The 17,810-nt window shown below is 71.7% G+C and carries 17 protein-coding genes; 12 read left to right on the forward strand and 5 right to left on the reverse strand.

The features are described from left to right. Positions 1-24 precede the first annotated feature (24 nt). The 3 genes from AB0K05_RS05350 (at position 25) to AB0K05_RS05360 (ending at position 2,046) form a co-directional block, all read left to right on the forward strand. The gene (locus tag AB0K05_RS05350; protein WP_364226888.1) at positions 25-795 is read left to right on the forward strand and encodes a hypothetical protein; all 771 of its coding nucleotides are present in this window, start codon (positions 25-27) and stop codon (positions 793-795) included. Between the two features lie 14 nt (positions 796-809). Then, a complete protein-coding gene (locus AB0K05_RS05355; protein WP_364226891.1) occupies positions 810-1,097 on the forward strand; it encodes a hypothetical protein in 288 nt (95 codons plus the stop codon). A 232-nt stretch (positions 1,098-1,329) separates the two neighbouring features. Continuing rightward, the gene (locus AB0K05_RS05360; protein WP_271278768.1) at positions 1,330-2,046 is read left to right on the forward strand and encodes a hypothetical protein; all 717 of its coding nucleotides are present in this window, start codon (positions 1,330-1,332) and stop codon (positions 2,044-2,046) included. A gap of 43 nt (positions 2,047-2,089) precedes the next feature. Here AB0K05_RS05360 and AB0K05_RS05365 read toward each other — a convergent pair whose 3' ends face one another. Further along, complete coding sequence (locus AB0K05_RS05365) at positions 2,090-2,935, reverse strand: alpha/beta hydrolase (RefSeq protein ID WP_271278769.1); 846 nt, start codon at positions 2,933-2,935, stop codon at positions 2,090-2,092. 41 nt (positions 2,936-2,976) lie between these two features. On the opposite strand from AB0K05_RS05365, the gene AB0K05_RS05370 reads away from it, so the two are divergent. After that, positions 2,977-3,675, forward strand: coding sequence for a type 1 glutamine amidotransferase (locus AB0K05_RS05370; RefSeq protein WP_148032858.1), 699 nt, complete (start codon positions 2,977-2,979; stop codon positions 3,673-3,675). Here the strand turns inward: AB0K05_RS05370 and AB0K05_RS05375 are convergent. After that, positions 3,653-4,189, reverse strand: coding sequence for an HXXEE domain-containing protein (locus AB0K05_RS05375; protein WP_271278507.1), 537 nt, complete (start codon positions 4,187-4,189; stop codon positions 3,653-3,655). The two genes, AB0K05_RS05370 and AB0K05_RS05375, sit on opposite strands and share 23 nt — an antisense overlap. Before the next feature lie 75 nt (positions 4,190-4,264). Between AB0K05_RS05375 and AB0K05_RS05380 the strand changes: the two genes are divergently transcribed. From AB0K05_RS05380 to AB0K05_RS05400, 5 genes are all read left to right on the forward strand, one after another. Next, positions 4,265-7,204: a bifunctional [glutamine synthetase] adenylyltransferase/[glutamine synthetase]-adenylyl-L-tyrosine phosphorylase gene (locus AB0K05_RS05380; protein WP_364226897.1), complete on the forward strand. Its 2,940-nt coding sequence runs from the start codon at positions 4,265-4,267 to the stop codon at positions 7,202-7,204. Between the two features lie 90 nt (positions 7,205-7,294). Next, positions 7,295-8,338: a hypothetical protein gene (locus AB0K05_RS05385; protein ID WP_261808692.1), complete on the forward strand. Its 1,044-nt coding sequence runs from the start codon at positions 7,295-7,297 to the stop codon at positions 8,336-8,338. A gap of 10 nt (positions 8,339-8,348) precedes the next feature. Then, positions 8,349-8,897 carry a GNAT family N-acetyltransferase gene (locus tag AB0K05_RS05390; RefSeq protein WP_148032855.1) on the forward strand — a complete coding sequence of 183 codons (549 nt, stop codon included), beginning with the start codon at positions 8,349-8,351 and terminating at the stop codon, positions 8,895-8,897. A gap of 108 nt (positions 8,898-9,005) precedes the next feature. Then, positions 9,006-9,587 carry an NUDIX domain-containing protein gene (locus tag AB0K05_RS05395; RefSeq protein ID WP_364226902.1) on the forward strand — a complete coding sequence of 194 codons (582 nt, stop codon included), beginning with the start codon at positions 9,006-9,008 and terminating at the stop codon, positions 9,585-9,587. A gap of 369 nt (positions 9,588-9,956) precedes the next feature. Beyond that, the gene (locus tag AB0K05_RS05400; RefSeq protein ID WP_271278504.1) at positions 9,957-10,472 is read left to right on the forward strand and encodes a hypothetical protein; all 516 of its coding nucleotides are present in this window, start codon (positions 9,957-9,959) and stop codon (positions 10,470-10,472) included. Between the two features lie 10 nt (positions 10,473-10,482). Here AB0K05_RS05400 and AB0K05_RS05405 read toward each other — a convergent pair whose 3' ends face one another. Next, complete coding sequence (locus AB0K05_RS05405; protein ID WP_364226905.1) at positions 10,483-12,195, reverse strand: ABC-F family ATP-binding cassette domain-containing protein; 1,713 nt, start codon at positions 12,193-12,195, stop codon at positions 10,483-10,485. A 147-nt stretch (positions 12,196-12,342) separates the two neighbouring features. On the opposite strand from AB0K05_RS05405, the gene AB0K05_RS05410 reads away from it, so the two are divergent. Together AB0K05_RS05410 and AB0K05_RS05415 are read left to right on the forward strand one after the other, a co-directional pair. Continuing rightward, positions 12,343-13,140, forward strand: coding sequence for an SDR family oxidoreductase (locus AB0K05_RS05410; protein WP_271278502.1), 798 nt, complete (start codon positions 12,343-12,345; stop codon positions 13,138-13,140). 138 nt (positions 13,141-13,278) lie between these two features. Then, complete coding sequence (locus tag AB0K05_RS05415) at positions 13,279-14,082, forward strand: SDR family NAD(P)-dependent oxidoreductase (protein ID WP_148032851.1); 804 nt, start codon at positions 13,279-13,281, stop codon at positions 14,080-14,082. Between the two features lie 98 nt (positions 14,083-14,180). Here the strand turns inward: AB0K05_RS05415 and AB0K05_RS05420 are convergent, their stop codons facing one another. Next, positions 14,181-15,227 (reverse strand): hypothetical protein, encoded by a 1,047-nt coding sequence (locus tag AB0K05_RS05420; protein WP_364226910.1) that lies wholly within the window; start codon positions 15,225-15,227, stop codon positions 14,181-14,183. A 251-nt stretch (positions 15,228-15,478) separates the two neighbouring features. On the opposite strand from AB0K05_RS05420, the gene AB0K05_RS05425 reads away from it, so the two are divergent. After that, the gene (locus tag AB0K05_RS05425) at positions 15,479-16,303 is read left to right on the forward strand and encodes a hypothetical protein (protein WP_364226913.1); all 825 of its coding nucleotides are present in this window, start codon (positions 15,479-15,481) and stop codon (positions 16,301-16,303) included. Positions 16,304-16,370: 67 nt separating this feature from the next. Here the strand turns inward: AB0K05_RS05425 and glnA are convergent, their stop codons facing one another. After that, positions 16,371-17,795, reverse strand: coding sequence for a type I glutamate--ammonia ligase (glnA, locus tag AB0K05_RS05430; RefSeq protein ID WP_148032849.1), 1,425 nt, complete (start codon positions 17,793-17,795; stop codon positions 16,371-16,373). Positions 17,796-17,810: the final 15 nt, after the last annotated feature.

Genomic DNA, 17,810 nt, shown 5'->3' on the forward strand with positions numbered 1-17,810 from the left:
CGACGGGCGGGGAGGAGCGCGGACATGACCGATGACGTGCCGGAGGCCGCCGGCGAGCATCCGGACCTGCTCTACTCCGAACCGGAGCGGAGGCCTTCCGGCTCCGCCGACCCGGATGTCCTGCTGGACGTGCCGACGGTCAAGGTCGACAAGATCAGCCTCGATGTGGAGGACCTGCGGGCGCGGGTCTCCCTCCAGGCCGACGTGCTCGACCTGCTCAACCTGCACGTCGGCGTGGACGTCGTGCTCGGCAAGGTGAACCTGGAGATCGACGGCGTGGACGCGCAGGCGATGCTCAAGGTACGGCTCGACAACGTCGCGTTGATCGTCGGTGACGTCCTGCGGACGATCGACCGCAACCCCGAGATCGTCACCGGCGCCGTCGACAGCGTCGCGACCGCCGTCCGGGACGTGGGCGACGCGCTGCCGGAGGTCGAGCGGCCGATCGCGGACCTGGGCCGCGACGCCGAACTCCTCGGCGAACACGAGGAGCCGTACGCACCCGGCGACGCGACACTCGAAGAGCCCGAACCCGAACCCGAACCGGAACCGGAACCGGAACTCCAACCCGAGTCCGAACCCGAACCTGAGTCCCAGCCGGAACCCGAACCCGAGGACAAGTCCGAACCTGAACCTGAGCCCAAACCGACGCCCGAGTCCGCCTCAGCCCGGCCCGAGTCCGGGACCGGGGAGGAAGGGCCGCATCTGGGGGACTCTCTGCGGGATCTCGGCAGGGCCGTGGGGCGGGTGGGCGCGCGGCAACTTCTGGAACTGTCCAAACGGGTCCGCCGCTAGACCCTGGAGCCGTCATGAACGACGACCGTCCCAGCAGCCGGCTCATCGAGGACGCCGACATCGTGTTCACCGCCACGGTGCGCGCGGACCGCATGCGGTTCGCGGAGGTGCCCGAGACGTCGGTGCGGTTCGCCGGCGAACCGGGGGAGGAGTCCGGCTCCGGCAGCCGCCGGGACCGGTTGCCGGAGCGGGTCCGCGAGGGCGAGGAGTACCGGAACGTCCGGATCGAGTACGTGATCGCGTCCAGGATCGCCTTCCCCGGCGCCGAGGACGGCCAGGAGGAGCCGGACCGGCGAACGTGAGCAACATCACTTCCACCCGGAAGTCACCTGCTCGCAACGTCGGCACCGTATCTTTTACTGATTCCGGAGGTTCCCTCCTGGAGATCTCGGGCAGCGGCAGGGCTCCGCGATGCGCGGGACATCACCTGGTGTGGGCCCGAGTATGGGCTGATCAGCAGGTCCAGTAGTATCGGCCCATCTCAAACGACGTTTCAGGACTTCGCCGATTTATGGCGATATTGGAGGGTGTTGCATGACGACGGCTGCCCTGCAGACCGTACTGACCGTTCCCGACCGCTTCCGGGGGCCCGCGCGATCCGCCAACGGCGGCTGGCTGGCCGGCACCCTCGCGGGCGTGCTGAACGGCGGGCGATCGGCGGTCGAGGTCACGCTGCGCGCCCCGACACCGCTCGGCACCGAGTTGAAGCTGGAGCATCTGGCCAACTCCGTCTCCCTCTACGACGGCGGGAAACCGCTGGTCGAGGCCATCCCGGTGGCCGAGGACGTGCAGGCGCCGCCGTTCGTGTCCTTCACCGAGGCCGCGCGGGCCGAGGCCGGGTTCGCCGGTCGCCGCGCGCACGCCTTCCCCGAGTGCTTCGCGTGCGGGTTCCGCGAGCCGGGTGACGGCCTGCGCATCTTCCCCGGCCCGGTCGAGGGCAGCGACGACCTGGTCGCGGCCGGGTGGCGGGTGCCGTTCACGGTGGCCGACGAGGACGGCGTGCCGCCCGCGGTCGTGGGCGCCGCGCTCGACTGCGTCACCGGCTGGGCCCACTTCAGGCCGGGCGAGTCGGCGCTGCTCGGACGGCTCGCGGTGCAGTTCCACCGCAAGGTGACCGCCGGCGGGGTCTACTCCGTGGTGGCCCGCGAGACCGGCCGCGAGGGCCGCAAGATGTTCGGCCAGAGCGCGATCTACGAGGTGGACGGCACGCTGGTGGCCGCCGCGAAGGCCACGTGGATCGCTCCTCGCTGACCCACGGCGCCGGACGGCCCCCTGTGCGGGGCCGTCCGCCATGTCAGGAGGTGAGCCGCTCGACGATGGTCGCCACGCACCGATCGTCGAACAGGATCGTGTAGTGGTTGCAGTCCGGCACCACCTCGTCCCTCAGCTCCGGCAGCCGGACCAGCCAGGGAGCGGTCAGGTCGTCCGGGAACATGCCGACGTCCTGGTTCAGCAGCCCGCGCGGAGCGCGCAGCAGGTGCAGCGGCGCCTCGATGTTCTGGAGCGCGTCGCCGATCCTCGCCCCTTCGCGCAGCAGCCAGTGCCCGTCCTCGGCCACGGCCTCCGGCACCGCCCGCGAGCGCAGCGCGCCCTCCGGCCCGGTCAGGTCGTAGCGCACGTACTCCTCCACCTCGGCGCTCCAGAACCCGTCGAAGGCGGGATGCGCCCGGAAGAACTCCAGGTACGCCTCCGCCGAGGGGAACGTCTGGCGCAGCCGGGCCAGCGCCGGGCCGAGCGTGGCGACCATGGCCTCGTCCGCGTCCATGCCCGGCGGCAGCGGCAGCGGCAGGCCGCCGTCGATCAGCACCACCCGCGCGAACTCCCGCCGCGCCGCCGCCAGCGCCGCCACGTACCCGCCCATCGAGTGGCCGGTCAGCACCGCATCCGGCCCGGCGCCCACGTGGTCCGCCACCCGCAGCACGTCCTCGGCGTGCCGGTCCAGCCCGTACGGACCGGGCAGGCCGGCGCTGTGGCCGCGGCCGCGCAGGTCCATGGCGACCATCGACCATCCGTCCGGGAGCCGCCGCCCGACCGCCTCCCAGGCCTTCGACGAGGCGGTGATCCCGTGCACCGCCACGATCACCCGCGGCCCGGCGCCGTAGGTGGCGATCCGCAGGCCGTCGACATCCTCGATCCTCATGCTGGGAGTTTAGGGACAAAGCGGGCTTTACATTAGGTGCTATGCGCATCACGGTGATCGAGAACGAGGCCGACGCTCCGCTCGGCTACCTGGCCGGCTGGCTGGGGCTGCCCTGCGACGTCGTCAGGCCGTACCTGGGGGAGGAGATCCCCGAGCGGGCGGCGGACGGGCTGATCGTGCTCGGTGGCGAGGCCGCCGCGTGGGAGGACGAGCGCTGCCCCTGGCAGCCGGCCACCCGCGCGCTGCTGCGCCGGGCCGTCGAGGACGGCACGCCCACGCTGGCCGTCTGCCTCGGGGCCCAGCTGCTGACCATGGCCTGCGGCGGCACCGTGGAGCGGGGCGGCGACGGGCTGGAGGCCGGCGCGTGCGAGGTCGTCGCGCTGCCCGCCGCGGCCGCCGACCCGCTGCTGGCGGGCGTCGGGCGCGCGGTCGCCGTCCAGTATCACCGGGACGCCATGACGCGGCTGCCCGACGGCGCGGTGCCGCTGATGACCGGCGACCGCTACCCGAACCAGGCCTACCGGCTGGGCGAGGCCTGGGCGGTCCAGTTCCACCCCGAGGCCACGCCGGACATCTTCGCCTCGTGGACCGCGGGAACCGGCCTGGAACACCTCGACGACCAGGTGCGGGCCGCGGCGCCCGCCCTGGAGTCTACCTGGCGCCCGATGGCGCGGGCCTTCGCGGCCCGCGTCCGCGCCCACGCGGACGCGGCCCCCCTCACGCCCGCCCAGGGCGCCTGATCCGGGTCCGCCCGCGGCCGGTGAGGGCGTGGGCGAGACCGTGGACGGCGGCGGCCAGCACAGGGAAGGCGGCGAGCGACGCCGGGGGTCCGGCGTCCACCGGCACGCCCGCGGCCTTGAGCCGCCGCCACGCCCACACCGAGAACGGGATCACCACCAGCGGCGAGGTCACCACCCCCGGCGTGTAACCGCGGGTGAGCGCCGCCTGCGCCAGGTGAACGACGCCGTGCGCGCCGAAACCCGCCAGCGCCGCCTGGAACAGCGGGCTGCGCCCGCCGGTGCGGGCGCCCTCGGCCGACGCCGCCGCCATCACCGCGCCCATCAGCCCGATCGCCACGGTGACGTGCGCCTGCGAGACCTCCAGCCGCTCCCACGGCACCGGCGGGAACAGCCGCTCCAGCCGCGGCCGGGCCGAGCGTGACCATCGGGCCATGGTCGCCAGCTCCTCCGCGTCGTGCACCACCCACGCCGCGAATAGCCCCCACGTCACCGTCGCCGGCACCCTCTCCACCACGAAACCTCCCCAAACGCAACGCACCGTTGCGTTTTATCCTAGGCCGCCGCCCGGCGGGCCTGTCAAACTGGAGGGGTGCCCAGGATCGAGTCCACCGCCGCCCGCCTCGCCAGACTCGGATTCGCCGACGCCGCCACCGCCGCCCGCCTGGTGGAGCAGGCAGGAGTGGAGCTGGGCGACCTGCTCGACGCCCTCGCCGGCGTCGCCGACCCCGACCTCGCGCTGGCCTCGCTGACCAGGCTCGCCGAGCGCGAGCCCGCCGTCCTCGACCGGCTGCGCGCCGACGGCGCGCTCAGGGAACGGGTGCTCGCCGTGCTCGGCGTCAGCGCCGCCCTGGGAGAGCACCTGGTACGCCACCCCGCCCAGCTCGACACGCTGGCCCTGCCCGGACTCGGAGAGGCGAGGGCGGAGCTGCTGCGCGCCGTCGGCGCCGACCCCGGCGACCCCGAGCCGCGCGCCACCGGCTCCGGCGCGCTCGCCGGCCTCCGGATCGCCTATCGTGGCCGGCTCGCCCACCTGGCCGCCCGCGACCTCACCGGCCAGGCCGGTTTCCAGGAGGTCACCGCCGAGCTCTCGGACCTCGCGGGCGCCGCCCTGGAAGCCGCGCTGGCGATCGCCCGTACCGAGGTCGACACCGACGACGCGCGGCTCGCCGTGATCGGCATGGGCAAGTGCGGCGCCAGAGAGCTCAACTACATCAGCGACGTGGACGTCGTCTTCGTCGCCGAGCCGCGCGAGGGCGCCGACGAGACCAAGGCGCTGCGCACCGCCACCCGGCTCGCCCAGGCCATGATGCGCGCCTGCTCGGCCGCCACCGCCGAGGGGTCGCTGTGGGAGGTGGACGCCGGGCTGCGCCCCGAGGGCCGTTCGGGCCCGCTGGTGCGCACCCTCGCCAGCCACCTCGCCTACTACCGGCGCTGGGCCAAGACGTGGGAGTTCCAGGCGCTGCTCAAGGCCCGGCCCGTGGCCGGCGACCTGGAGCTGGGGCAGGAGTACGTCGGCGCGGTCAACGAGCTCGTCTGGTCGGCCGCCACCCGCGACAACTTCGTCGAGGACGTCCAGGCCATGCGCCGCCGCGTGGAGGCGCACGTGCTGGCCGAGGGGGAGCGGCAGATCAAGCTGGGCCCCGGCGGGCTGCGCGACATCGAGTTCGCGGTGCAGCTGCTGCAGCTCGTGCACGGCCGGCTCGACCCGCTGCTGCGCCGCCGCGCCACGCTGCCCGCGCTGGCCGCCCTGTCGCGGGGCGGGTACGTCGGGCGCGACGACTCGCGCGGCCTGGCCGAGGCGTACACGTTCCTGCGCCAGGTGGAGCACCTGCTCCAGCTCCACCGGCTGCGCCGCACCCACGTGCTGCCCGAGGACCCCGCCGACCTGCGCAGGCTCGGCCGGGCGCTGGGCATGCAGGCCGACCCGGTCGGCGAGTTCACCACCCGATGGAGGCGGCACGCCAGCCAGGCCCGCCGCCTGCACGAGAAGCTGTTCTACCGGCCGCTGCTGCAGGCCGTGGCCCGCCTGCCGGAGACCGAGGCGCGGCTGTCGACCTCCGCCGCCGAGGCCCGCCTCGGCGCGCTCGGCTACGTCGACCCGGAGGGCGCGCTGCGCCACATCGCCGCCCTCGCCGGCGGCGTGTCCCGGCGGGCGGCGATCCAGCGGACGCTGCTGCCGGTCATGCTCGGCTGGTTCGCCGACACGCCCGACCCCGACGCCGCGCTGCTCGGCTTCCGCCAGGTGAGCGACAAGCTCGGCGCCACGCCGTGGTACCTGCGGCTGCTGCGCGACGAGACCGCCGTCGCCCAGCGCCTGGCGCGCGTCCTCGGCACCAGCCGGTACGCCACCCAGCTGCTCACGCACGCCCCCGAGGCGGTCGCGCTGCTCGGCCGCGACGAGGACCTGGCCGTCCGCCCGCCCGAGGCGCTGCTCGGCGAGGCGTCCGCCGCCGTGTCCCGCTACACCGACGAGGCGGAGACCGCGGTGGCCGCCGTCCGGGCGCTGCGCCGCCGCGAGCTGTTCCGCACCGCCGTGGCCGACGTCGCCGGGCTGATCGACATCGAGCGGGTCGGCGTGGCGCTGTCCGCGCTGAACGACGTCACCCTCCAGTCCGCGCTCGACGCGGCCATCGGCAAGGTGTCGGCCGAGCGGCGCGGCGAGCTGCCCACCCGGTTCGCGATCATCGCCATGGGCCGGCTCGGCGGCATGGAGTCCTCCTACGCCAGCGACGCCGACGTGATGTTCGTCCACCGGCCGCTGGAGGGCGCCGCCGAGCGCGACGCCACCGACGCCGCCTTCGCCGTGGCCAACGAGGTGCGCCGGCTGCTCGCCCTGCCCGCGCCCGACCCGCCGCTGCTCATCGACCCCGACCTGCGCCCCGAGGGCAGGCAGGGGCCGCTGGTCCGCACCCTCGCCTCCTACCGCGCCTACTACGCCCGCTGGTCGTCGCCGTGGGAGTCGCAGGCGCTGCTGCGCGCCAGGTTCTCCGCCGGTGACGCCGGGCTCGGCTCCGCGTTCATCGCCATGGTGGACGAGCTGCGCTACCCGGCCGGCGGCATCACCGACGACGCCGTACGGCAGATCAGAAGGCTCAAGGCGCGGATGGAGGCGGAGCGGCTGCCGCGCGGCGCCGACCCCGCCCTGCACACCAAGCTGGGCCCCGGCGGCCTGTCCGACGTGGAGTGGGTGGCCCAGCTCCAGCAGCTCCGCCACGCCGGCGCGCTGCCCTCCCTGCGCACCACCCGCACGCTTAAGGCGCTGCGCGCCGCCGTGGCCGAAGGGCTGCTCGACGCGGCCGACGAGACGGTCCTGGCCGAGGCGTGGCGGTGCGCCTCCGGCGTCAGGGACGCGATCATGCTGGTGAAGGGGCGGCCCGGCGACAGCGTCCCGGCGAGCGCCCGCGAGCGCCGCCACCTCGCCCGCGCCCTCGGCTACCCGGCCGACGGGTCGGAGGACTTCCTCGACGACTACCGCCGCGTCACCCGCCGCGCCCGCCAGGTCGTCGAGCGCGTCTTCTACGGAGACTGAGCCTTTTCGCTGCCTTTCCGCTGCCTTTCCGCTGCCTTGCCGCTGCCTTTCCGTTGCGGCCGCGCGGCGCAGGGTGTATCAAGGCGCGGGGTGATCGGCTTGTTATCCGCTTACATCGATCTGGCGCTCGGCCTCGTGCTGGCCTTCCTCCTGCTGTCGCTGCTCGTCAGCGGGCTGAACGAGGCCATCGTGCGGCTGCTGGCGATCCGCAGCAAGTTCCTCTGGGCCTACCTGCGCGACACGCTCGACGACGACGCGCCGAAGGGCCGCTCGTGGCTGCCGTCGGGCCTGCGCGAGGTGTTCGCGGCGCTGCCGTTCGCCCGCGACCCGCGGCCCGAGCACGAAAGCCGGCCCGCCCCGGCGGTTCCCGCCGCCGTGCCGGCCGGCGCGCCCGCCGGCGCGGACGGGTTCACTGGTCTGCTGTACGAGCGCGTACGGGAGATCGACCACCCCACCCGGGGCCGCACCAGCATCGCCGACCTGCCGCCGGGGCGCTTCTCGATGGCCATGATGGAGCTGGCCGCGAGCGAGCCGGGCGGCGTCGAAGGGCTCCTGGAGAAGCTCAGGGCCACGGGCAGCCCGCTCTACGGCCATCTCCAGGGTGTGTGGGAGTCCGCCCAGCGCGACCTCGACCGGTTCCGTCAGGGCGTCGAACGCTGGTTCGACAGTGAGATGCAGCGGCTGTCGATGCTCTACAAGCGGTACGTCAAGTGGGTGCTCGCCCTGCTCGCGCTGGTGGTGACGCTGCTGTTCACCGTGGACGGGCTGGAGTACGGCAAGACGCTGCTGCGCGACAACGCCTATCGCGCCACCGTCACGGCCGTCACCGAAGCGGGTCCTGACGCGTACAGCGAGTTGAAGGCGCAGTGCGAGCAGTCGGACCCGGTGCCGTGCGTCACCGAGACGCTCAGCCAGCCCGCGCTGGTCAAGGTGCTCGACAACGCGATCGTCAGCATGGCGGTCCCCGCCGAGGGCGAGCCGTCCTTCCACTGGAACGGCGGCGCCTGGTGGGACCGCCTCACCACCCCCAGCCACTGGCCGGGCTTCCTGCTGACGTACGTGGCGCTGTTGTTCGGCGCCCCCTTCTGGTGGGACGTCCTGCGCCGCATCACCGGCATCCGCTCCCGTCGCTAGGGTGTCGGGGATGGAGACCGAGCGGCTGATCATGCGCAGGTGGCGGGAGAGCGACCGGGAGCCGTTCGCGGCGCTCAACGCCGACCCGCGGGTGATGGAACACTTCCCCGCCCCGATGACCCGGGCCGAGAGCGACGCCCTCGTGGACCGGATCGAGCAGCGGTTCGACGAGCACGGGTACGGGTTGTGGGCGCTGGAGGTGCGGGAGACGGGGGAGTTCATCGGGTTCGCCGGGCTGGCCCTGCAGACGTTCGAGGCGCCGTTCACGCCCGCCGTCGAGGTGGGCTGGCGGCTGGCCCGTTCGGCGTGGGGACACGGCTACGCCACCGAGGCCGGCCGGCGGGCGCTCGCTCACGGGTTCGGCGAGGCGGGCCTGGAGGAGATCGTGTCGATCACGGCTGTCCTGAACGTGCGCTCCCAGGCGGTGATGCGGCGGCTCGGCATGACCCGCGACCCGGCCGACGACTTCGACCACAGCATGATCCCGGAAGGCCACCCGCTCCGCCCGCACGTCCTCTACCGGATCAGCGCGGCTGGGGTCGTTCGTCCCACGACTTGACCATAAGCATGATTCTGTGTCAGAAGTTGTACGACGGGCATGTGGGAGCTTTCCGCCACTGTCCGGCAGTCGATTGCGGGCACCCGGCCGACCCTCTTCCATAGGGCCATGACCGTGACCCGCAGGGAGATCGTCGCCGTGCTGACGCGCTATCTCGGCGCTCACCCCGGCCGCGCCGCCGACGCCGTCATGCTGGCGCAGGCGCTCGACCGCGAGCAGGACCTCGCCTCGCGCGAGACCCTGCCCCTGCACGTCACCACCAGCGCCGTCGCGATCGACGGCTCCGGCCGGGTGCTGATGATCCGCCACAGCGCGCAGGACCGCTGGCTCCTGCCCGGCGGCCACGTGGAGCCCTCGGACGACAGCCTGTGCGACGCCGCCCTGCGCGAGCTGGAAGCGGGGACGGGTGTTCCCCGGCGGGAGGTCGTCGTCCCGGCCGAGGCCGTCCCTGTGGACATCGAGGTCCACGAGATCCCCGCCGACCCGGCCAGGGGTGTGCCCTCGCACCAGCACGCCGACTTCCGCTTCGCCTTCCGGACGCTGCATGCCCGGATCACGCCGCAGGCCGGGTCCCTCGCCTGGCGCGATCCCGCCGGACTGCTCACCGACCGCCTCGTACGCGGCATCGCGGCGATCCTGTCTTCGACACCTCCGCGAGTCGCACAGGGCGAAAGCATGAATGAGCCCTGAGCCGAGACGGGACAAGGCGGGCATCCCCCACGGGCGGCCGGCGGCTACGACGTGCCGGATCGGCACCCGCGCGCCCATCGGGCAACGCGCCGACCACCCACCGCGTCGGCCTCGCGCCGCAGGCGGCAGCGGCCGGCGCGGCGCCCCAGATCGGCCAGGAGCACTCCGGCACCCAGGCACCCCATTCGGCGAAGGCGAACCGGCCTGCGATCGTCCACCGGATGTCACCCTCGCCTCGCCGCTGGAAGGGCTGGCCGCGTGCGTGTTCTGAGGGCCGGGCGCGCTCCTCGCCGCCGCTGTCGGGGGCTACCTGCGTTCTCGATGTACGGCAGACCCGCGCCGTGACCGCCCCGCGTTATCGTTTCCGGCGTGACGGACGGGACGCTCACGTACAGGGATCAGATCTTCATCAACTTCAGCGCGTTCGACTTCGAGGACCACGCGTTCCGCTGGATCGACGTCAAGCGGTTCGGCCTGTCCCGCCGGGACGTCGCCGGCGGCCAACTCCTGGCTGACCTGGTCGGGCATGAGCAGTACCGGGACGACTACGCCGGGGGAGGAGCCGAGGCCGCGGGGCTCCGGCACGGCCCCTACTGGCTGCGGAACCTGAGCCCGGCCGCGTACGAGCAGGTCGACGGGGCGGCCGCGCACGCCGTTCTGCGCGGCTGGGCGGACCAGTTCGGGCCGCTTCCGGCGGCTCTGTCCGCCCGGCTGGAGGACGAGGTCCACCCGCTGCTCGCGGACGCCACCGAGCGGTACCGGCTGAAGGACCTCGGCCGTGGGGCGTTCCACGACTGGGGCGGGGTCCAGATCGACTTCCACGAGCTGGTCCTCGTCGATCGGACCGCCGGGACCTTGTCACTCCTGGTCGCCGCCGACGACTGACATCCGGGCGTCATGACGGCACGCCGTCGGCGAGTTCCAGACGGGAGCCGGTGAACCCGGCCCGCAGGCGCCGATCGTGCGTGACGACCACCAGCGCGCCGGGGAACGATTCCAGCGCCTCCTCCATCTGCTCCACCAGCATCGGCGACAGGTGGTTGGTCGGCTCGTCGAGCAGCAGCAGGTCCACGGGCTCGCTCACCAGCCGCGCCAGCTCGACCCTGCGCCGCTGCCCATACGACAGCTCTCCCAGACGCAGCCCCAGGTCGGCCGGCCCGAACAGCCCCAGAGCCAGCAGCGCGTCCGCGTGCTCATCCAGACTCCCGGCCCGCCCGTGCGCATAGGCCCGCAACACGGTCCATTCGGCCCTCACCAGCACATCCCTGGTCCGCCGCGTGTCACCGTCGTCCGGAATGTGCTCGCGGAAGGACCCGAACCGTTCTGTCCGCCGTGCGTCTGTGTCCGGGTCGTCCTGGCGGAAGAGTCCGGTGCGGCCGCTCCGCCGTACCGCGCCCGCGTCGGGCAGCAGTTCGCCGGCGAGCACGCGCATCAGCGTGGTCTTGCCGGCCCCGTTCGGGCCGGTGACGAGCAGGCGCTCGCCGGCCCTGATGGTCAGGGAGTCGAGCTGGAGCCGTCCCGCCACCACCACGCCGTCGAGCGCGGCCACCTCCGCACCCTCGCGGGCACCCGCGGCGGCGAGGGTGGGGGTGAAGCGCAGCGGTTCGGGCGGCGGCGGCGCCGGGTGGTCGGTGAGCCGGCGCAGCCGCTGCTGGGACTGGCGGATGCGCCGGGAGGCCCCGTGGGTACGCGAGCGCGCACGCCACGTCCCGGTGCCCATGCCCGCCTTGGGCGTCTTGCGCGGGATCACGGCCAACCGGCCCGCGTTGGCCGCCACCAGACCGGCATGCCGGTCCAGCTCCGTCTTCCACTCCTCGTGGGCCCGCGCCTGCGCGGCGCGTTCGGCGGCCTTGGCCGCGAGGTATCCGGCGTACCCGTCGCCGTAGCGGCGCACCTGCCCGCCGGAGACCTCCAGGATGGCGGTGGTCACCCGCTCCAGGAACACCCGGTCGTGCGTGATCGCCACGACCGTGCCCCGATGGGCGCGCAGGCGCTGTTCGAGCCAGGACACGGCCCGGTCGTCCAGGTCGTTGGTCGGCTCGTCGAGCAGCAGCAGCTCGGGGTCGGACGCCAGCGTGGCGGCCAGAGCCAGCCTGGCGCGTTCGCCGCCGGACAGCGTGCCCAGCGGGCGGCTCCGGTCCAGCCCGGGCAGCCCGAGTTCGTGCAGCGCGACATCCACCCGGACGTCGGCTTCGTAGCCGCCCCTGGCCTCGAACTCCGCCACCAGCTCCGCGTACACGTCCAGATCCGGAGAGGACTCCTCCCCGAGCGACCGCTCGGCCGCCCGCATGCGGGCTTCGAGCTCCCGAAGGTCGGCCAGCGCCAGGTCGACGGCTTCCGCGACGGTCACGTGCGGCGGCAGCGCGAGCGTCTGCGGCAGGTATCCGACGCCACCGGGCGCGACGACCACCAGCTCACCGTTGGTCGGCTGTTCCTCGTCCGCCATGAGCCTGAGCAGCGTGGACTTGCCCGACCCGTTGTCGCCGATCACCCCGATCCGCTCGCCGGGCTTGACGGCGAACGACACGCGGTCCAGGACGACGCGGGTGTCGTAACGCTTCGTGATCTCGGCCAGTGACAGTTGGGCAGCGGTACGTATGAGGCCCACCTCCTCGCTTCCAGTGAGACGAGACGATCCGTCTCATGAGAGAGTAGCGTCACGTCCTCCAAGACGCAACGTCTCGTCTCAGGTCTATCCGAGGAGAAGGCGGCGGCGTAAGATCAACGCCGATTCCCCACCCTCCAGGGAGCGGCCATGCGGAAGGCAGTCGTCACCGGCAGCACCAAAGGGCTCGGGTTCGCTCTCGCCCGCGAACTGCTCCGGCGCGGGCACTCCGTGGTCGTGTCGGGCCGTACCAGGGCGGCGGTGGACGAGGCCGTGGCGCGACTGCGCCCGGAGGCGGCGGAAAGCGCGGCCGTGCACGGGTGCGCCGTCGACATGACCGACCCCGAGCAGGTCGAGAAGCTGTGGGCCACCGCGGTGGACGCCCTCGGCGGCGTGGACCTGTGGATCAACAACGCCGGGGTCGCCAACACCACCCGCCCCATCGTCGAGACCGCGCCCGGCGACGTCCGCGCGATGGTCACCACGAACATGCTCGGCACCGTCTACGGCTCCCAGGTCGCGGTACGCGGCATGCTCGCTCAGGGCGGCGGCCAGGTGTTCAACATCCTCGGCGGCGGCAGCGACGGCCGGATCCGTCCCGGCATGGGCGTCTACTCGGCCACCAAGCGCGGCCTCGACTCCTTCACCCGGGCGCTGGCCAAGGAGGTCGCGGGCACCGGCGTACGGGTCGGGCAGGTCAGCCCCGGCATGCTCATCACGGAGGGCTGGCTGCGCGAGGCCGCCGCCGCCCCCGAGCAGGTGGCCAAGCAGCGCAAGCTCCTCAACATCCTCTGCGACCACGTCGACGAGGTCGCGCCGTACCTGGTCGGCAGGATGCTGGCCGGCACGGGGAACGGCGATGTCATCGCCTGGCTCACCACCGGCCGGATGGCCCGCAAGTTCCTCACCGGCCGCAAGCGGGACGTGCTCGGCCGTTACGGCCTCTGAGCGGGGGGATTCCGGTTCCGAAGCCCGCCGGAGACACCGGTCCGAACGTCGCCAGCCCGCGTCGGGGCCCGCGCCTAGCGTGTTCCGCGATGGAAACCCTCCGCTCGTCCGGAGGGCCCCTACGGCGAAGGAGCACCTATGGATCTGCAGTTTTCCGGCCGCGTCGCGATCGTCACCGGCGCGTCCAAGGGCATCGGCCTGGCCGTGACCCGCACCCTGCTCGGCGAGGGGGCCAGTGTCGTGGCAGTCTCCCGCAAGACCAGCCCCGAGCTGGCGGAACTGGGCGGCGACCTGCTCCACGTGCCGGTCGACCTGATGGACCCCGAAGCGCCCGGCCAGGCCGTGGCGCGGGCCGTGGAGGAGTTCGGCGGGCTCGACATCCTGGTCAACAACGCCGGTGGCCCGCCGCCCGGGGTTGCCCTGCCGCGCTTCTCCTTCATGGCCCCCGCCGACGAGGACTGGCGGGCCATGTTCGAGTTCAACCTGTTCGCGGTGGTGCGCTTCGTCCGGGCCGCCATCCCGCCGATGCTGGCGCGCGGCGGCGGCTCGATCGTCAACGTCTCGTCGGGCTCCGCACGGCTCCCCGCCCCGATGAACGTCGACTACAGCGCGGCCAAGGCGGCACTGAACAACGTGACCAAGGCGCTGTCGGAGGAGTACGCCCCCCAGGGCATCCGCGTCAACACCGTCTCTCCTGGACCGGTGCGCACGGCGTGGTGGACCGAGGAGGGCGGCGCGGCCGACATCATCGCCGGACAGGCGGGCGCCGACCGTGACTCCGTGCTGGACCGGCTGGCGCCGGAGATGATGAACCTGTCGATCCCGAGGCTGGTCGACCCCCAGGAGGTCGCCGATGCGATCGCCCTGCTGGCCTCGCCCCGCTCGGCCGCCACGACCGGCGCGGACCTCGCGGTGGACGCGGGCTTCCTCAAGCAGGTCTGACAGGGTCCGGCAGCACGACGCGGCCGGACGACGCGGAAGGCCATCGATCGCGCCCTCGATGGCCTTCCGAATGCCGTGGACCTGGCCGTCAGGGTCCGTTACGCGGGCAGGACCGAGCCGGTCCACACAGCGCCGGCGGCGGAGTAGACGCTGGCCAGTTCGCCGTCGAAGTAGGGAGAGAAGCTCGTGTCGTAACGCAGGCTGCCATCGGTGTCGGCGACGCTGATGGTGATGCCGTTGAGGTACCCCATGCGGCTGGCCTTGTCATAACGCAACAGCCAGGAGGAGCCGAGGGCCCCTTCACCGGTGAACCGGGAATCCACGGCCATGAGTTCCTCCGCCTTCAAGCTGGGAACCCTTACGGCGCTTGTGTCACCCCTCGACGATTCGATGGTCTCACCCGTGTACGGCCGGGTGCCGTCGGGATGGGGGCCGGCGGGATAGCCGAAGACGTCGACCGAGGAGCCCAGCGGCTGGCTCCAGGCCAGCCCCTGGCCGCCGACGTTGTCGACCAGCCTTCCGAAGTTGGTCAACCCGCCTGAGGCAGAGGAGACGACGCCGCCGTAGACGTTGACGAAAGCGTAGTCGCGGTCGTAGTCGTCGTAGGTGGTGAAGTCGTAATGGCCGGAAACCTGCTTTCCGACGTAGAGACCCCACGGAGTCGTGCCACCGGAGTAGCCGGGAACGAAGACCCACTTGTCGAGGGTGGCGTAGGAACGCTGGGTGTCGTACACGCAGTGCGCTGCGGTGGCCACGAGGTTGCGGTACTGCGACTGCACGGCGGTGCCGGTGCACCAGTGCGGCTGACCGTCGGCGCCGACGAAGAACACCTTGCCCGAGGTGCCGGGCGCCTTGGCCTTCGCCGGATCGGAGGTGGACGGGGGCGTCGGCGGGATAGTGCCGGGCTTGGTGTCCGCGGGGATGCCGCTGATGGGAAGGACCTTGTCGACGGCGGTCCGGACGTTGTACGGAGTGGCGCTCATCAGATGGGCGCCGCCGTCGCCGAGCCAGAACGTCGCGATCTCAGCAGCGGTCGCTTGGGAAGAGGCCAGAGGATCGGTCACCACGCTGGAGGCCCCGGCCGGTGCGGTCACCAGACCGGAGACCAGCAGGCCGACAGTTAATAGACTAAGTGTTCGCTTCATCTCACATCTCCAGATCTGCGGGCCGGACAGATGGCGAAAATTCGAACAAGTGATCGCCACTGATCGCAGACGCTACCTGTCGGCCTCGTAAGGATCAACGATTTTCGCGCGGCGCCATCAACCACTGTCAGACGAGGAGTCACCGACCTGCGGGCTCCGCCGAAATCCGTCCGTGACAGCGTTGAGATCTTCGATCGCGACGATCTCCCACAGCCTCCGTTCCGGACGGCACGGAATCGAGCGGGGAGTGCATGAGCATGGGTCGCCGGACGATCGGGCTGGTTCTCGTGCTGACAGCATCGATCACGGTCATCGGCCCGCACGCCGGAGCCGTCACCCGTCCAGATCCGGTCGCGGCGCTGAAGCGGCAGCTCGACGGTCATGGCGGGGTGCGGGCGAGTTCGGTCTACCGAATTGTCTGGGGTCCGAAGAAGGACCACGTCACCCGCCGATCGCGGGCCGTCTACAGGTTCGGTGGCGGTGGAATCGTGGCCCTCGATCTCCGCCATTCGAAGCCCTCAGCCGACGGTGCCTCCCGGGCCGTCGTCTTCCCGGGTCGTTCCTACGGCTGGTATCCCGACCGCCCTGCCCACCTGCCGGAGGGCAAGTCCTGGATTCTGGACACCGAGAAGAACGAGCTGTACCTGGAATGCGGGAAGATCAGGCTGAGCGATCCCGCCACTCTCCGGCACGTGCTGTCCACCACGACGGCCAAGCGGCCCGCCGGCGTCTACGACGGCACCCGCACCACCCTCTACGAGGGCAGCACCACCATCGGCAAGCTGTACAAGCTGAATCCGCGTCTATGGGTGGGCGACTTCGAGAAGCCCACAGGACGCTACGCGAGCTACACCAAGTTGCCCGTGAAGTGGCGGCTGTGGCTTGGTCCGGATCAGCTCGTACGCAGGTGCCAGACGCGGTATGACGAGCCCGAATACCCCTGGAACGTCAAAGACCGCAGCCTCACGACCGCCGATGTGCGGTTCTCCGGCTGGGGCGACGCGATCCACATCGAGCCGCCCCCCGCCGAAGAGGTGGCTACGCGCGATGAGCTGGTCTTTCCCGACCACGACTGAACGCGGCGATGGCGGGAACCAAACGGAAACCGCGCGGTGAGCGTGCAGCTCACCGCGCGGTAACCGATCACACGTCGTAGTAGAGCTCGAACTCGTGCGGGTGCGGGCGCAGCCGGATCGGGTCGACCTCGTTCTCGCGCTTGTAGGAGATCCACGTCTCGATCAGGTCGGGCGTGAAGACGCCGCCTTCGAGCAGGTAGTCGTGGTCCTCCTCCAGAGCGTTGAGCACGTCGGTGAGGGAGCCGGGCACCTGCGGGACCGAGCGGGCCTCCTCCGGCGGGAGCTCGTACAGGTCCTTGTCGACGGGCTCCGGCGGCTCGATCTTGTTGCGGATGCCGTCGAGCCCCGCCATCAGCATGGCGGCGAAGGCGAAGTACGGGTTGCAGGACGGGTCGGGCACGCGGAACTCGATGCGCTTGGCCTTCGGGTTGGAGCCCGTGATCGGGATCCGGACGCAGGCCGAGCGGTTGCGCTGCGAGTAGACCAGGTTGACCGGCGCCTCGTAGCCCGGCACCAGCCGGTGGTAGGAGTTGACCGTCGGGTTGGTGAAGGCCAGCAGCGACGGGGCGTGCTTGAGCAGGCCGCCGATGTAGTAGCGGGCGGTGTCGGACAGGCCCGCGTAGCCGACCTCGTCGTAGAAGAGCGGCGAGCCGTCCTTCCACAGCGACTGGTGGCAGTGCATGCCGGAGCCGTTGTCACCGAAGATCGGCTTGGGCATGAACGTGACGGTGTGACCGTACTCCATGGCCGTGCTCTTGATGATGTACTTGTAGAGCATCAGGTTGTCGGCCGTCTTGAGCAGCGTGCCGAACTTGAAGTCGATCTCCGCCTGACCGGCCGTGCCGACCTCGTGGTGCTGCATCTCGACGTCGATGCCGCACTCGATGAGGTTGCGGACCATCTCCGAGCGCAGGTCGGTGAAGTGGTCCATCGGCGGCACCGGGAAGTAGCCGCCCTTGTAGCGCGGCTTGTAGCCCAGGTTGCCGCCCTCGGTGGCCTTGCCGGTGTTCCAGGCGCCCTCGATGGAGTCGATGTAGTAGTAGCCCGCGTTGGACTTCGTCTCGAAGCGGACGTCGTCGAAGATGTAGAACTCGGCCTCGGGCCCGAAGAAGACGGTGTCGGCGATGCCGGTGCCCTTGAGGTACTCCTCGGCCTTGCGGGCGACGTTGCGCGGGTCGCGGCTGTAGGCCTCGCCGGTCAGCGGGTCGTGCACGAAGAAGTTGATGTTGAGCGTCTTGTGCTGGCGGAACGGGTCGACCACGGCGGACGACGGGTCCGGCAGGAGCAGCATGTCGGACTCGTGGATCGCCTGGAAGCCGCGGATCGACGAGCCGTCGAACATGAGGCCGTCAGAGAAGACGTTCGCGCCGAAGTTCTCGACCGGGAAGGTGAAGTGGTGAGTCGTCCCCGGCAGGTCGGTGAACCTGACATCGACGAACTGCACCCCTTCGTCCCTGATGAACTTCAGGACGTCGTCGGCGGAGTTGAACACTCTCGAACCTCCCTG

It is taken from the genome of Nonomuraea sp. NPDC049486 (assembly GCF_040676925.1).
Taxonomy (GTDB): Bacteria; Actinomycetota; Actinomycetes; order Streptosporangiales; family Streptosporangiaceae; genus Nonomuraea; species Nonomuraea ferruginea.

Coding starts and splice junctions, on each gene's coding strand:
- AB0K05_RS05390 (WP_148032855.1), top strand. CDS start 8,349: ATGGAGACCGAGCGGCTGATCATGCGCAGGTGGCGGGAGAGCGACCGG.
- AB0K05_RS05370 (WP_148032858.1), top strand. CDS start 2,977: ATGCGCATCACGGTGATCGAGAACGAGGCCGACGCTCCGCTCGGCTAC.
- AB0K05_RS05410 (WP_271278502.1), top strand. CDS start 12,343: ATGCGGAAGGCAGTCGTCACCGGCAGCACCAAAGGGCTCGGGTTCGCT.
- AB0K05_RS05420 (WP_364226910.1), bottom strand. CDS start 15,227: ATGAAGCGAACACTTAGTCTATTAACTGTCGGCCTGCTGGTCTCCGGT.
- AB0K05_RS05355 (WP_364226891.1), top strand. CDS start 810: ATGAACGACGACCGTCCCAGCAGCCGGCTCATCGAGGACGCCGACATC.
- AB0K05_RS05395 (WP_364226902.1), top strand. CDS start 9,006: ATGACCGTGACCCGCAGGGAGATCGTCGCCGTGCTGACGCGCTATCTC.
- AB0K05_RS05425 (WP_364226913.1), top strand. CDS start 15,479: ATGAGCATGGGTCGCCGGACGATCGGGCTGGTTCTCGTGCTGACAGCA.
- AB0K05_RS05360 (WP_271278768.1), top strand. CDS start 1,330: ATGACGACGGCTGCCCTGCAGACCGTACTGACCGTTCCCGACCGCTTC.
- AB0K05_RS05415 (WP_148032851.1), top strand. CDS start 13,279: ATGGATCTGCAGTTTTCCGGCCGCGTCGCGATCGTCACCGGCGCGTCC.
- AB0K05_RS05365 (WP_271278769.1), bottom strand. CDS start 2,935: ATGAGGATCGAGGATGTCGACGGCCTGCGGATCGCCACCTACGGCGCC.
- AB0K05_RS05350 (WP_364226888.1), top strand. CDS start 25: ATGACCGATGACGTGCCGGAGGCCGCCGGCGAGCATCCGGACCTGCTC.